This window comes from Micromonospora sp. CNZ299 (genome assembly GCF_002754415.1).
In genome coordinates this window covers 5607545-5620903 of sequence record NZ_PEFG01000001.1, presented here as the reverse complement: position 1 = coordinate 5620903, position 13359 = coordinate 5607545, and the positions used below count along the sequence as shown (strand labels likewise).

Here is a 13359-nt window from a genome sequence, read left to right as displayed (position 1 = left end):
TGCGTGGCCCCGCGGAGACAGCTCGTGCCGTCAGGAACTCGTCAGGATCACGAGTTGCTGGGTCGCCCGCGTCATCGCGACGTAACGGTCGACAGCCCCCTCGATGCCCGTGCCGAACGCCTTCGGGTCGACCAGGACGACCAGGTCGAACTCGAGACCCTTGGCCTGCTCCGGGCTCAGCGACCGGACGCGGGACGTCGGTGGGAACATCGGATCGCCGATCACGCAGGCGGTCCCGTCGGCGTGCTCGCCGAGCCAGGCGTCGAGGATCGCGCCCAGCTCGGCGGCCGATCCGTGGACGACGGGCAGCCCGTTGCTGCGGATGGAGGTCGGCACGTTGGCGTCGGGGAGCACAGCCCGGATGACCGGCTCGGCTTCCACCATGACCTCCTCCGGGGTCCGGTAGTTGATGCTCAGGGTGGCCAGCGTGATCCGGTCGAGGCCGATGCGCTCCAGGCGTTCCTGCCACGACTCGGTGAACCCGTGCCGGGCCTGGGCGCGGTCCCCGACGATGGTGAAGCTGTGCGACGGGCAGCGGGCCAGCAGCATCTGCCACTCGGCGTCGGTCAGCTCCTGGGCCTCGTCCACGACGATGTGGGCGAACGGGCCGGCCAGCAGATCCGGGTCGGCGGCGGGCAGCGCGGACTCGTCGGCCAGGGCATCGCGCAGGTCCGGCTGGTGCAGCATCGTCAGCAGGCCCTCGCCGTCGTCGTAGGCGTCGGCCGCGAGCAGTTCGTCGATTACCCGTGCCCGGTGCTCGCGTTCGACGGCGGCGGCGGGGTCGTGCCGACGCGGACGCTCCGACGCGTGACCGAGGCGTCGCCGTGCCGCGTCCAGGAGCGGCAGGTCGGATACGGTCCAGGCCCGGGCGTCGTCGCGCCGCAGCTTCCGGACGTCCGCAGGGCTGAGCCAGGGCGCACACGTGCGCAGGTACGCGGGCACCGACCACAGGTCTCCCACGATGTCGGCGGCGTCGAGCAGGGGCCAGGCGCGGTTGAAGGTCGCGCGCAGCTCCCTGTTGCGCAGCAGCGACCTGCGGACCACGTCGTCCGGCTCGTCGCCGTCGTACCTGTCCACGAGGATCGTGAGCAACTCCTCCCAGATCTCGTCTCGCGCCTCGTTGTGCGGGGTGCCCGGCCCGGGCGCCTGGAACGCGTCGGCCCAGTCGCCGGCACCCAGCCAGATGTCGGCCTCGTCGGTCGTGACCGTCATCGGTTTGACCGGTGGGTCCTCGTAGAACCTGACCGCGGCGTCGATCGCACCGACCAGCTCCGCGGAGGACTTCAACCGGGCCACGTCCGGATCGGGTTCGACCGTCGCCCCGGCGCCCTCGCCGACGAGGTTCCGCAAGGTGCAGGTCTGCACGTCCTCCTCGCCGAGGCTGGGCAGGACGTCGGCGACATAGGCCAGGTAGGGCTGGTGCGGCCCGACGAAGAGCACGCCACCCCGGCGCTGACCCAGGCGAGGGTCGGAATAGAGCAGGTAGGCGGTGCGGTGCAGCGCGACGACGGTCTTTCCGGTGCCCGGACCGCCGTCCACGACGAGCGCCCCGGCCGATCCCGCTCGGATGATGGCGTCCTGGTCGGCCTGGATGGTGCTGAGCACGTCCCGCATCCGGGTCGACCGGGCGCTGCCGAGGCTGGCGATGAACGCGGACTGGTCGTCGAGCGCGACGGCGTGCCCCACGAACCCGTCCGGGGTGAAGACTTCGTCCCAGTAGTCGCTGATCCGGCCGCGCGTCCACCGGTACCGGCGACGGCTCGACAAACCCATCGGGTTGGCGTGGGTCGCGCCGAAGAACGGCTCGGCGGCGGGCGAGCGCCAGTCGAGCAGCAGCCGCCGACCCTCGCTGTCGGTGAGGCCGCGACGTCCGACGTACACGGGCTCGGGGTTGCCCGCAGCGACCACGTGGCCGAGACACAGGTCCAGACCGTAGCGACTCAGCGCACGCAGGCGGCCGGTCAGCCGACGGATCTCCTCGTCCCGGTCCATCGCCTGCCGGCCCTTGCCGCCGGGCGCCCTGCGCTCGGCGGCAAGGCGCTCGGACAGCTCGGCGTTCAGCTGATCAAGGCTCTCCGCCATCGTCGCGAAATGCTGCTCGTCGCGGCCGATCAGCGCCGGGTCGGCCTTGGGGGAGAGGTGATCGGGGAGATCGAACACGGAGGTGGGCAAGGAATTCAAATGGGAACTTCCAATTCGGCAGATTCTGGCCTCGGCCGACGATTTTGCGGCACGGACCGGGTCTTGCCGCAAGCCCCCCAGTGCGCTATATGTTAGAAGTGGCAGGGGGCCAGGTGTCCCCATTTTCCAAGCTCAGGGCGTGTCCACGACCTCGCGGCCGAGGGGCCAGAACGCCGCCGGCACGAGCTTGAAGTTGGCGATGCCGAACGGAATCCCGATGATCGTCACGCAGAGGGCGACCCCGGCGACGATGTGGGACAGCGCGAGCCACCAGCCCGCCAGCACCAGCCAGAGGATGTTCGCCAGACCGGAAGCGACGCCCGCGCCGGGCTTCGGCACCAGGGTGCGGCCGAAGGGCCACAGCGAATAGACGGCGAGGCGGAGCGACGCGACCCCGAACGGGATCGTCACGACCAGGACGAAACAGATCAGTGCGGCGACGCCGTACCCGACCGCCAGCACGATGCCACCGCCGAAGATGAGCCACAGCACGTTCAGTACGAAACGAATCACCACTCCAGCATGAGCGATGCTCGCAATCGGCCCGCGCTGCCCTCCCGCCCCTCCTCGCCGGAGCGTGTGCACGGTCAGCCGGCCACGTGCTGGCGCCGCGTGGCGTCGTCGGACAACTGGCCGACGGCGTCGTCGAGGCTCTCGAAGATCGGGAACGCTCCGTCCAGGCGCATGGTGTGCAGGACGGTGCGGATGAATCGCGACGGCGCGGCGAGGCAGAGCGTCACCCCGCGTTCCCGCGCGTCGCGGTGTGCGCGGACGAGAAGACCGAGCCCGGTCGAGTCGATGATGTGCACACGGCTCAGGTCGACGACCACGTGCCCGCCCACCTCGGCCACGTGTCGCAGCGCCGTGCGCAGTGTGTCGCCGGTGTCGAGGTCGATGTCGCCCGTCGCGGCGATGACGGTGACGTCGTCGAGGTGGTCGATGCCGAGGATGCCTCCGGGGCCGTGGTCGCCGCACGAGCCCGGCCCGCTGCGCGGGGGTGGTAGCAGGCTGCAGTGCGGGCAGCGGTGCGGCCCGGTGGCGAACGGAGAGCCGGTCCAGCCGTGCTCGGCAACCAGGGTCCAGACGACCTCGGCGTCGGGTAGCACGCACGCGGTGCCGCGGATGGTCTCGCCGCAGGTGTCACAGATCAGGGTCATCAGGTACTCGTCCGGGACGACGGTCATGCTGGGGTCCTTCCTACGCCCTGGCCTGGCGCGGTCCGCGTCGCCCGGGCCGGGTCGGTGACGATCGACAGCACCTGGTCGAGGCGGGCGATGTGCAGGATGCGGCGGACCCGAGGGTTCGGGTTGCGCACGGTGAGGACCGCGTCGGCGCGAGCCAGCCTCCGGTGCAGGTCGAGGATCAGGCCGATGGCGGCGGCGTCGAGGTGTCGGCAGTCGGAGAGGTCGAGCGCGATCTGCGCGGGGCGCAGGCTGAGCAGCCGATCGAACATGGCGCCGACCTCCGGTAGGCAGGCCAGGTCGAGTTCGGTGACGCGCACCTCAACCAGCGGCAGCGTGTACCGCGTCGGCATCACCGGCGTTGTCATGGCCGTGCCCCTCTCCGTCAGCCCCTCGGTCCACCACCACCGTTACGGGCGGGGTTGGCGATAGCTGCAAGGCTCTGTGACAGTTGTGTGACAAAACCGCGAGCTGGGCAGCACGGTTGGCCGCTCGGCGGGCTGCCGAGGATGATTCCGGCATGACGGCCGTACTGGTGATCGAGGACGACGACCGCATCCGGCTCGCGCTGCTGCTCGCACTGGAGGACGAGGGCTACGACGCCCTCGGGGCGGCTACCGCGGAGGAGGGCCTGCGCGCCCAGCGTCACCACCCGGCCGACTACGTGCTCGTCGACCTGATGCTCCCCGGCCTCGACGGCTTCGAGTGCATCCGACAACTGCGCCGTGACGACGACGTTCCGATCGTGGTCGTCAGCGCCCGGGACGGGACCGACGACATCGTGGCCGCTCTCGAAGCCGGCGCCGACGACTACGTCGTCAAACCCGTGGCGATCAGGGAGTTGACCGCCCGACTGCGAGCCCTGCGTCGGCGCGCCCGACCGCTGGCGGCGGCGTCGACGCCGGATCCGGTGCCGGCCGTGGCCTTCGGCGAGTTGGAGATCAGTCCGGAGGCGGGGGAGGTGCGCCGCGCCGGTCAGCAGGTCACCGTCACCCGCACCGAGTTCCGCCTGCTCTGCGAGCTGGCCGAGCACGCCGGCCGGGTGCTGTCCCGTCAGCAGTTGCTGCAACGGGTGTGGGGGTACGACAGCGGCGACGAACGGCTGGTCGACGTGCACGTCGGCCGACTGCGGCAGAAGATCGAGCCGGACCCGGCGAACCCCCGGCACCTGGTGACCCTGCGGGGTCTGGGCTACAAGCTGCAACGATGAGACGCCTCGGACTGCGTACCCGGGTGGCGGCCGCGTTCGCGGTCGGCGCGCTCCTGCTCTCCGCGTCGATGGCCCTGGTCTCCTACGAACTGACCCGGCAGTCCCTGCTCGACGACCGGGCACGCATCGCACTGCGGGCCGCCTACTTCGACGCCGCGGTGGTGCACGCCGGGCTCGACACGGACAGTCCGGACGTGGTGGAGGTGCTCCGGTCGCTGGACACCGGCGGGAGCCGGCGGCCGGTGCTGCACCTCAACGGCGAGTGGTACGCGCGCACAGCGGACCCGGACACCACCGCCGCCATCCCCGCCGAGTTGCGTCGAATCGTCGCCGCCGGAGAGCCAGCGGTGCAGCGCGTACGCGTCGCCGGGCAACCCGCCCTGGTGGTGGGGGTGCCACTGTCCGCGTCGGCGGCATATTTCGAGGTCAACTCGATGCGCGAGTTGGAGCAGACGTTCCAGGTCCTGGCGCTGGCGTTGACCACCGTCGCGGTGCTGGTCGCCGGGTCCGGTGCCGCCCTCGGGTGGTACGCCACCCGACACGGACTACGGCCGCTGACGGCGGTCGCCGACGCTGCCCAGAAGATCGCCGCCGGTGACTTCACCGCCCGGCTGGACCCGGCCACCGACCCCGACCTGACCCGCCTCTCCTCCTCGTTCAACCAGATGGTCGACCAGCTCGCCCGCCGCATCGAACGGGACCGGCGCTTCGCCGCCGACGTCAGCCACGAACTGCGCTCACCGCTGCAGACCCTCGCCGCGGCGGCCAGCGTCCTGGCCCGTCGTCGGGAACACCAGGACGACCGGACGGCGACTGCCGCCGGGCTCGTCGCCGACGAGATCGACCGTTTCCAGCGACTGGTCAACGACCTGATCGACCTGGCCCGCAGCGACCAGCCCGCACACCGTGCCCCGGTGGACGTGGTGGAGCTGGCCGAGGAGGCCTGCCATGCGTACGACCTGCCGGTCAGCCTCGTCCACCTGGCACCGGGCGTCCCCCCGACCTGGCACGTCGAGCGGCGGCGGATCGCCCAGGTCCTGGCGAACCTGCTCGACAACGCCGTGACCTACGGCGCCGGCCCCGCAGCCGTCCGTCTCTACCGCGACGGTGACACCGGCGTCATCGAGGTCGACGACGATGGCCCGGGCGTGCCCGTGGAGGATCGTGAGGCGATCTTCGACCGTTTCGTCCGGGGTCGGGCCGCCCACACCCGTGGCGCAGGTGACGGCACCGGGCTCGGGCTCGCGCTGGTGGCCCAGCACGCCGCGGCGCACGAGGGGCATGCCACCGTCGCCGACCGCCCCGGGGGCGGCGGACGCTTCCGGGTCGCGCTTCCGGGCAGCCTGCCGTGAACCGACGCCGTCTCGCCCCGTTGGCGCTCGTCCTGCTGTTGACCGGTTGCGGCATCCCCACCGACGACGGCCCCCGAACGGTGCAGCCACCGCGCGGGCCCTTCCACAGCTCCGTTCCCGCCGACGCCACCGCACCGGCCGGCCACGTCGTCGAAACCCTCTGCCTCGTACGCGACAACTGGATCATCCCCGTGGTCCGGCGCGTCGACAGTGTGCCGAGCATGGCCGACCAACTGCGGCATCTGCTCGCCGGGCCCACCGGGGAGGAACGTGACAGCGACCTGACCAGCGCGCTGCCGGGAGCGGTCAACGCCGCTGGTGTGACGGTGACCGGCACGCAGGCTCTCGTCGCGGTGGACGCGCCCGCCGTCGACGCCGGCCGCAGCGACGAGGTCCTCGCCTTCGGGCAGATCGTCTGCACCCTGACCAGCCGCGACGACGTCACCACAGTGGCCTTCCTGCGCGACGGCAGACCGCTCGGTGTGCCCCGGGCCGACGGTTCGCTGTCCGCCGACCCGCTCACCCGCGCCGCATACGCCCCACTGATCAAGGAGCAGTGAGCCCGTTCACACCGCCGGCGGCACCGAGGGTCTGCTCAGTGGAAGACCTGAGACGAAGTCCAGGGCCGGGCAGGGGAGCTTCCCGGAGGTCGGGTGGGTGTCGGCGGCCAGATGATGGCTGGCATGAAACGCGCTGCGCTCTTCGTGATCGCCGGACCGGTCGGCATCGCGGCCTACGGCCTCGTACGCCTGTGGGGTAGGTCCGACGGGGTGTACGGCCCCGGGTTCGACTGGCAGGCCGCGCATCTCGTCGGGCTTGCGGGCATGGTGTGCTTCGTCCCTGCCGTGCTCGCCCTGGCCGGCCTGCTGCCCCGCAGCCCATGGCGTACCGGGGTGGTGGCCCTCACCATGGCCGGGCTGGCCGCGACCATGGTGCAGTTCGGCGCCGACATCGTCGAAGGGCTCCTGGCCGCGGACCGTGCGGAGATGTCGGCCCTCGGCGCGGACTTCAAGGACATCCCCGGTGTCGAGGTGGCCTTCTACGACGTCGTACCCCAGTTCTTCTTCCTCGGCCTGGTCGTGCTCGCCGGCATGCTCGTGGTCAGACGGCGGCTGCCGTGGTGGAGCGTTCCGCTGCTGGTCGTCGGCATCGTGGCACCGGCGGTAACGCTCAACCTGCTCCCCATCGGCGGCCTGTGCATCCTGGCGGCGTTGGCGCCCGCGCTTCCGGCTGTCGCCGGAACGCCGGGTGTAACGCACTCGACCCGCTGACTCGCCCTGGTCAGTGCGGCAGGCCGGTGCAGGCGGCCCCGTCGATGGCGCAGGCCTCGGGGGCGGCACCCGCCGGTGAACCGTTGACGCGAAACGTCACCCGGACCGAGGTGCTGCCGGGCACCTGACCGGCGCTTCCGTCCGGCACGAACGTCCACACCGCACCGTCCCGGCTGACCCGCGCGCCCTCGACCGCGCTGACCCGCAGCGACTCCCGGGGCAGGGTGACGGTCAGCGTCCACTGCGGCACCGGCACCGAGCCGGGGTTGCTGATCGTCACGGCCGCACCGTAACTGAGCAGGGCGTTGTCCGCGATGGCGAAGTCGGCGTTCAGGGGGGTCGGGGTGGGCGAAGCCGTCGCACCGGTGGGTGTGGGCCGGGTCGACGCACCTGCGGTCGTCGGGACGGCGGTGGCCGACGCGGGCGGTGGGGGAGCGGGCGCCGCCGGGCTGCTGGCCGCCGGCCGTGCCTGCGCCCGGGGAGTGCCGGTCGATGGAGTGCCCACCTGCTCGACGGACGGTGGGGCGTCGAGGGTCACCGGCGTCAGCTTCTCCGGCGTACGCAGCAACCCGATGACGGAGACGGCCGTCGCGACCAGCACCCCGAACGCCGCGATCACGGCCACCCAGGTGGCCCGCGAGACGTCGTCCCGTCCGGTGAGCACCCGCCGCGCGGTCGTGCCGAAGGCCACGATCCGGTCCAGCAGGATGATCGCCACGGTACGGCGTGGCTGCGGTGGTGTTGCCGGCACTGCCTGTCTCCCCTTCAGTTCGTCGCCGGATGCGCGCCCGCGATCCGTGCGGGTCGCGGATGGCATCTGCCCTGTCACAGGGCGCGGAGCCCGACGAGTATCGCCTTGAGCAGATCCTCGTTCGGCACCTCCGACAGCATCGGCGGGTCATGCGTCTCGATCAGCCCGGCCGTGAGCAGGTCACCGAGCAGCACCCGCACCGTCCCCAGTGGAAGATCCAGCTCGGCACCCACCTCGGCCACCGACACCGGATCGTGGCACAGCTCGACGATCCGCGCCTGTTCGGGAAAGAGCGGTGTGGGCGGCGTGACCCCCCGGCGAGCGACGACCAGTGAGATCAGGTCGAACTTGTCGCCCGTGGGCGCGGTGCGCCCCCCGGTCATCGTGTACGGCCGGGCCACCGGGCCGGCGTCGTCGTCGTACCACGCCTCGTCAGCGCTGCCGGTGCTGCGCACCAGGATCCCCGATCGTCGCCGAGGAGGCGGGCCCGAGACGGATCGGCAGGTGCCGCTCGGCCTGCCCGACGAAGAGCGCCACCTCGTACGCCATGTCGCCGACCTTGACGTCGTCACCGGCGATCCGCACGGTGAGGATGGTGCCGTTCGGAATGGTGGCGACGAACAGGAACGCTCGCGCCATCTGCACCACGACCTGACGCAGACCGCCCCCTTCGCAGATCCGGGTGGCGGCCAGCCCCAACGCGATCAGACCAGCGACCACGCCGGAGAGCTGCTCGGCGAGCTCGCCCTTGACCTGTTGGGAACCGCCGAGGAACAGCCCGTCGGGGGAGAGCACCACGGCGAACTCCGCGCCGTGCACTCGGTCGACCAGGCGGTCCAGGGCGCCGGTCAGGTCGTCGTCGGTGACCACTGCGGACGTCATGGGTGTCTCCTTGTTGCTCTAGCGACCGGGAACTCGACGGTGTCGAGGCTGGTCCTGCCGGGTTCCGGGCCGGTCGGTCCGGTGTGGCGCGTCCGCGTCGGCAGCTCGCCGTCGCCGTTCGGGGTGGAGGGGTCGGCGGCGTCGCGGGCCGGCGGGTGGGGGGTGCCGGGTGGCGCGGTGGCCGCTCCACGGCCGGTGTCGTTCGGTGTGACCAGCCCGGCCGGGAGGAGCACGGTGGCGGCGGTCCCACCGCGCCGGCTGGGGCGCAACGAGACCTGTGCGCCGCATCGGCCGGCCAGCACGGCGGCCGCGTACAGACCCGCGGAACCCGGGGGTGGGCCGTCCGGTGGCGGGTTGCCGAGCAGGTGGTTCGCCTCGGCCAGCGCGGACGTGTCCAGACCCGGCCCGTCGTCGACGACCAGGACCGCGCAGCCCTGCGGTCGGTGCTCGCCCCTGACCCGTACGGTGGTGTCCGCAGCGGAGAAGGCGAGGGCGTTCTCGATCAGCTCCGACAGCAGGTGGACGACGTCCGTGACGGCGTTGCCCGCGAGCGACCAGGGCCAGTGCGGCGCGATCAGGACCCGGTGGTAGTCCGGCACCTCGGCGACCGCGCCGCGGGTCACGTCGAGCAGCGGCACGGGCCGTCGCCAGCGGCGGGCGGGCCTCGCGCCGGCGAGCGTGATCAGCTTCTCCACGTTGCGTCGGATCCGGGTGGTGAGATGGTCGAGCTGGAACAGCTCGTTTGTCTCCTCGGCGGACCGCTCCCGGCGTTGCATCCCGTCCAGCAGGCCGAGCTGATCGCGCAGCAGGACCTGGTTGCGTCGGGTGAGCCGCAGGAACAACTCCTGGTTGGCGCCGTCGGGCGTCGCCGTGGCATCACCGGCCGGAGCCGGAGCGTCGTGGTTCGAACCGGTCCGGTCCTCGGTCAGGCGTCGGACGGTGCTCACCCAACCCAGCAGGAGCACGAGCACGACGATGAGGCCGAGCCCCACCACGGCGCCGGTACGCGCGACGACCACCGCGGCGCCCGGCGCGGCCCGCTCGGTACTGCTGCGGGCGGTGGTCGTCACCAGCGTCTGCAGTGCGCCCAGGGCGGCGTCCGCCGCGGCCCGCCAGGCCTGGACGGTGATCCCGGTCAGCGCCGTGTCGGCCGCGAGCAGTCGGGCCTCCAGGGCGAGCAGACCCGCGAAGTCGGGGCCGGTCACGAGGCGCTGGTGCTCACTGCGGCCGTCCACTGGCAGCCCTGCCGCCGCCTCGGTGCGCGCGTACCGCTGGCCGCCGACGAGCTCGATCAGCCGGCTCCGCTCGTCGGCACCGAGCCGAGCGCCGGTCAGGGCCGCGCTGACCAGTGTGTCCTCCCGGGCGAGCAGCTCCCGGGCACGGGCCACCGCGATCACGGCCCGGGTGTCGGCGGCCAGAGCGCTCTCGTACGCGCCCCACTCCGGGCCGTACACCCGGAAGGCGACGTCGACGACCTGGTCGTACGCGTCGACGGCCTCGGCCAGGTCGAGACTCCCGGCGTCCACCTGGGACCGGATCGTGCCCAGGCCGTCGAGCCGGCGGACCAGCTCGCCGGCCCGGTCGCGGACGTCACTGGCGCTGAGCAGTCGAAGGTCACGCCCCTCGGTGAACGCGCGGACCTCGGCTGCCGCCCGGTCGGTGCCCTCGCGCGCCGCGACCAGCGGGGGCGCCGTCGGCGCGGCTGCGGCGACCCGCTCGGCGGTGAGCCGACGTTCGGCCTGCAGGCCCAGGATCAGTCGGTCGACGGGCTGGCCCAGGGTGTCCGCCAGGGCCCGCACGCGCAGCAGGTCGGCCGCGTCCTGGCCGGCCACATAGGCGGCGTAGGACCAGAGCGAGACGAGGACGGCGCACAGCACGACCAGCCTGACCCGGATCAGCCGCGCCTCGTCGCGCGTCACGGTCGGCCCCGCCCGGTGCGGAGGCGTCCGCCGCGTGGGTGCCTCATCGGGTCGCCCGCTGTGGCCACGGCTGACCGGCCGTGTCGCTGGCCCGGTCGGCGACGATGGTGCGCAGAAGGGCCAGCAGCTCGGTGCGGTTGGCGCAGTTGAGTCGGTGGCGCATCCGCGCCACGTGGTGTTCCACCGTCTTCGCCGAGATGAAGAGCCGGTCGCCGATCTCCCGGTAGGTCAACCCGGCCAGCACCAGCTCGGCGACCTCGTACTCGCGGTCGCTGAGCCCCTGCTGGGTGGGGCCGGCCGCGCGCGCCGTGCTCGCGCCGGTCGTCGGTGTCTGCCCGCCGTGGCCGCCGGGTGGCCGTCCCTGGAGTGCGCGGGCGCACTCCAGCAGGGTGGTCATCGCCCGCCGGTCCGCGGTGCGGATCGCGGCCTGACCGGCGAGGCGAGCACCGTCCCAGCACAGTCCGGTGTCGTGCAGCCCTCGGGCGGCGGCCTCCACCCGGGTCGGATCGACGACGCCCCGCAACACCTCCACCCAGCTCTCCGCGGCGGCGGCGACCACGGCGGCGTACCGGCTGTGACCGGCGGCGGCGAGCAGCGCGGCGACATGTTCGTCGGCGACTGCCGGCTCGGCGGTCAGGATGGCGGCGTGCAGTCCGCTCCAGTGCAGCGGGACACTCCACAGTGGTGGGTCGCCGAGGCGGCCCAGCAGGGCGCGTCCCTGGAGCAGGTACGGCTCCAGGCGGGCCAGGTCACCGAGCCGTGCGCCCGCGATGGCCAGCTCACCCAGCGGCAACAGCGTGAACAGGTCGACGGGGTGCCGGACCACCGCCTCCAGCGCCTGCCCCCACCCGCGCTTGAGCGCACCGAGGTCGCTGTTGCGCCGGCTGACGCCCATCCGGATCGCGGCGGCGAAGAGCAGGTCGCGCGACTCCAACGGCCGCCCGTCGAGGGTCACCGTGGCGAGACGTTCGGCCGCGGCGTGCGTCTCGCCCCGGACCATCAGGATCCAGGCCTGCAACAGCCGGTGGCGACGAGCCATCAGGGGGCCGCCGACACCGGCGGCCAGGGCCCGGTGCAGCACCTGCTCGGCGATCTCCAGCTCGCCGCAGTGCACTGCCGTCAGCGCGGCGAGCGCCGCCGGGCTGTCTGGTAGGAGTGCCGCGCGTCCGTCCGGCTCCAGCAGCGCGGCGGCCTGCACGAGCGCGGAGAGCGCGGCGGTCGGTGAGCCGGTCACGCTGTCGCGGACGCCGGTGGCCATCAGCCGGGCGGCGCTGGCGCGCAGGGTCGGGGGTTCGCCGCCGGGATCACCGGCCGGCGGCTCGGCGGCGGCGCTCAGGTCGCCGGTGGCGAGCCCGCCGACGGTGGCGAACGCCAGCGCCGACGCGGTGCCCGACCACCGGTACAGCTCCACGCTGCGACCGACGTGCCCACGGTGCGCCAGGGCGGTCGCGGCCACCACTGCCGCCTCGCAGCGATCGGGGGGAGTGGCCGTCGACAGCAGTCGGTCCGCCAGCCGTAGGGCGTCGTCGAGGTTGCCGGCCAGTGCGGCGGCGAGCGCCTGCTCGGCGCTTGCTGGCCGTCCGGCCGCCGTGGCGGCCGCGAACAGGTCGGCGGCGAACGCCGGCTCGTCGGCCAGAGCCTCGTTCGCAGCCGCTGCCAGGGTCGGGACCGGGCAATCGCCGAGCGCGCCGACCGCGAGCAGGGACCGGACCAACGGCAGCACCGCGCCACCCCTGGCGAGCTGCAACTCGGTGAGCCGACGCCAGACCGCCGTCCGCTCGGTGGTGGGGCTCAGCGTCGTGACGGCCCGCCGGACGATCGGTGCGAGCCGGCCGTCGGCACCGAGCAGCCCGGCCGCCCTGGTCGTGGCGATCAGATCGTCCACCGCCGCCGGCTCCCGGCCCAGGAGGGCGCCGAGCATGCTCACCGGCAGCGTCCCGCCCGCCGCGACGGCGAGCAGCAGCCGTCGTACCGCGTCGGGTTGGACGTCCAGGTCCGGCCCGAACTCGCCGACGACGGACCGGGGTGGGTCGACCACCGCGCCGGTCGGGGTCTCCGCAGCGGCCAGGCCGCGGGCCAGCCGTTCGACATCCCGGGGTACGCCGCAGGTCTGCGTGTGGACGAAGTCGACCAGGTCGTCGCGGCCGTCCAGCTCGGGTGTGGAGGCGAGGTAGGCGGCGGTCTGCTCCCGGGTGAACGGCGTGAGGAGCAGGGCCTGCCCGTCGCGTCGGAGCGCGTCGACCAGCTCGCTGAGCGCCGCCGACCGGGGCCACGGGCGGTGGGCGACCACCAGTCGGTGCCGACGGGTGGCGGCCAGACCCTGCAGCACCTCGATCCGTGCGTCGTCGAGCAGGTGCGCGTCGTCGACCAGCACCAGGGTGTCGGCGTCGACCGGTTCGCCCGGCGCCGGGGCGGTCGTGCGCACGGTGATCCCGGCCCGTTGATGGACTCGCGCCAGCTCCGCGAGCAGCGCGGTCTTCCCGTGACCGCCCGGGCCGGCGATGCCGACGCTGAGCGGGCCGGTCGGGTCCTGTCCGACAGTGTCCAGCAGGACCTGCGGCCCCCGGTCCAGCGTCAGCCCGGTCTCGGCGATGTCATTCATGATCATTGGG

13 protein-coding genes are annotated in these 13359 nt (G+C 72.9%); 4 read left to right on the top strand and 9 right to left on the bottom strand.

From position 1 onward, the window contains the following. Positions 1-30: 30 nt before the first annotated feature. The 4 genes from helR to CLT68_RS25605 all read right to left on the bottom strand — a co-directional run bounded on the left by helR (position 31) and on the right by CLT68_RS25605 (position 3730). Positions 31-2160 carry an RNA polymerase recycling motor ATPase HelR gene (gene helR, locus CLT68_RS25620; RefSeq protein WP_486482317.1) on the bottom strand — a complete coding sequence of 710 codons (2130 nt, stop codon included), beginning with the start codon at positions 2158-2160 and terminating at the stop codon, positions 31-33. A 153-nt stretch (positions 2161-2313) separates the two neighbouring features. Further along, complete coding sequence (locus CLT68_RS25615) at positions 2314-2694, bottom strand: YccF domain-containing protein (protein ID WP_197699536.1); 381 nt, start codon at positions 2692-2694, stop codon at positions 2314-2316. A 74-nt stretch (positions 2695-2768) separates the two neighbouring features. After that, positions 2769-3365, bottom strand: coding sequence for an STAS domain-containing protein (locus tag CLT68_RS25610; RefSeq protein ID WP_099854733.1), 597 nt, complete (start codon positions 3363-3365; stop codon positions 2769-2771). After that, positions 3362-3730 (bottom strand): STAS domain-containing protein, encoded by a 369-nt coding sequence (locus CLT68_RS25605; RefSeq protein WP_099854732.1) that lies wholly within the window; start codon positions 3728-3730, stop codon positions 3362-3364. The genes CLT68_RS25610 and CLT68_RS25605 overlap by 4 nt, the downstream gene beginning before the upstream one ends. Positions 3731-3882: 152 nt before the next feature. Here CLT68_RS25605 and CLT68_RS25600 point away from each other — a divergent pair, with 152 nt between their 5' ends. From CLT68_RS25600 to CLT68_RS25585, 4 genes are all read left to right on the top strand, one after another. Continuing rightward, positions 3883-4572 carry a response regulator transcription factor gene (locus CLT68_RS25600; RefSeq protein ID WP_088948809.1) on the top strand — a complete coding sequence of 230 codons (690 nt, stop codon included), beginning with the start codon at positions 3883-3885 and terminating at the stop codon, positions 4570-4572. Then, positions 4569-5924, top strand: coding sequence for a sensor histidine kinase (locus CLT68_RS25595; RefSeq protein ID WP_099854730.1), 1356 nt, complete (start codon positions 4569-4571; stop codon positions 5922-5924). The genes CLT68_RS25600 and CLT68_RS25595 overlap by 4 nt, the downstream gene beginning before the upstream one ends. Next, positions 5921-6484: a GerMN domain-containing protein gene (locus CLT68_RS25590; RefSeq protein WP_088948807.1), complete on the top strand. Its 564-nt coding sequence runs from the start codon at positions 5921-5923 to the stop codon at positions 6482-6484. Before CLT68_RS25595 ends, CLT68_RS25590 begins: the two co-directional genes overlap by 4 nt. Positions 6485-6607: 123 nt before the next feature. Continuing rightward, on the top strand, positions 6608-7195 hold the full coding sequence (locus tag CLT68_RS25585) for a prolyl oligopeptidase family protein (protein WP_143743241.1): 588 nt from the start codon (positions 6608-6610) through the stop codon (positions 7193-7195). A 10-nt stretch (positions 7196-7205) separates the two neighbouring features. Here the strand turns inward: CLT68_RS25585 and CLT68_RS25580 are convergent, their stop codons facing one another. The 5 genes from CLT68_RS25580 to CLT68_RS25560 form a co-directional block, all read right to left on the bottom strand. Then, on the bottom strand, positions 7206-7946 hold the full coding sequence (locus CLT68_RS25580; protein WP_158240928.1) for a cellulose binding domain-containing protein: 741 nt from the start codon (positions 7944-7946) through the stop codon (positions 7206-7208). 74 nt (positions 7947-8020) lie between these two features. Then, positions 8021-8401, bottom strand: a complete 381-nt coding sequence (locus CLT68_RS25575) for a DUF742 domain-containing protein (RefSeq protein ID WP_099854725.1) — start codon at positions 8399-8401, stop codon at positions 8021-8023. Beyond that, positions 8379-8828, bottom strand: coding sequence for a roadblock/LC7 domain-containing protein (locus CLT68_RS25570; RefSeq protein ID WP_088948803.1), 450 nt, complete (start codon positions 8826-8828; stop codon positions 8379-8381). Before CLT68_RS25570 ends, CLT68_RS25575 begins: the two co-directional genes overlap by 23 nt. After that, on the bottom strand, positions 8825-10747 hold the full coding sequence (locus tag CLT68_RS25565; protein ID WP_099854723.1) for a nitrate- and nitrite sensing domain-containing protein: 1923 nt from the start codon (positions 10745-10747) through the stop codon (positions 8825-8827). The genes CLT68_RS25570 and CLT68_RS25565 overlap by 4 nt, the downstream gene beginning before the upstream one ends. Before the next feature lie 43 nt (positions 10748-10790). After that, the gene (locus CLT68_RS25560; protein ID WP_199177140.1) at positions 10791-13355 is read right to left on the bottom strand and encodes a LuxR family transcriptional regulator; all 2565 of its coding nucleotides are present in this window, start codon (positions 13353-13355) and stop codon (positions 10791-10793) included. Positions 13356-13359: the final 4 nt, after the last annotated feature.

Excerpts from the sequence above, each read along its gene's own strand:
- CLT68_RS25610 (WP_099854733.1), bottom strand. The coding sequence starts at position 3,365 with ATGACCGTCGTCCCGGACGAGTACCTGATGACCCTGATCTGTGACACC.
- CLT68_RS25605 (WP_099854732.1), bottom strand. The coding sequence starts at position 3,730 with ATGACAACGCCGGTGATGCCGACGCGGTACACGCTGCCGCTGGTTGAG.
- CLT68_RS25600 (WP_088948809.1), top strand. The coding sequence starts at position 3,883 with ATGACGGCCGTACTGGTGATCGAGGACGACGACCGCATCCGGCTCGCG.
- CLT68_RS25595 (WP_099854730.1), top strand. The coding sequence starts at position 4,569 with ATGAGACGCCTCGGACTGCGTACCCGGGTGGCGGCCGCGTTCGCGGTC.
- CLT68_RS25585 (WP_143743241.1), top strand. The coding sequence starts at position 6,608 with ATGAAACGCGCTGCGCTCTTCGTGATCGCCGGACCGGTCGGCATCGCG.
- CLT68_RS25570 (WP_088948803.1), bottom strand. The coding sequence starts at position 8,828 with ATGACGTCCGCAGTGGTCACCGACGACGACCTGACCGGCGCCCTGGAC.
- CLT68_RS25560 (WP_199177140.1), bottom strand. The coding sequence starts at position 13,355 with ATGATCATGAATGACATCGCCGAGACCGGGCTGACGCTGGACCGGGGG.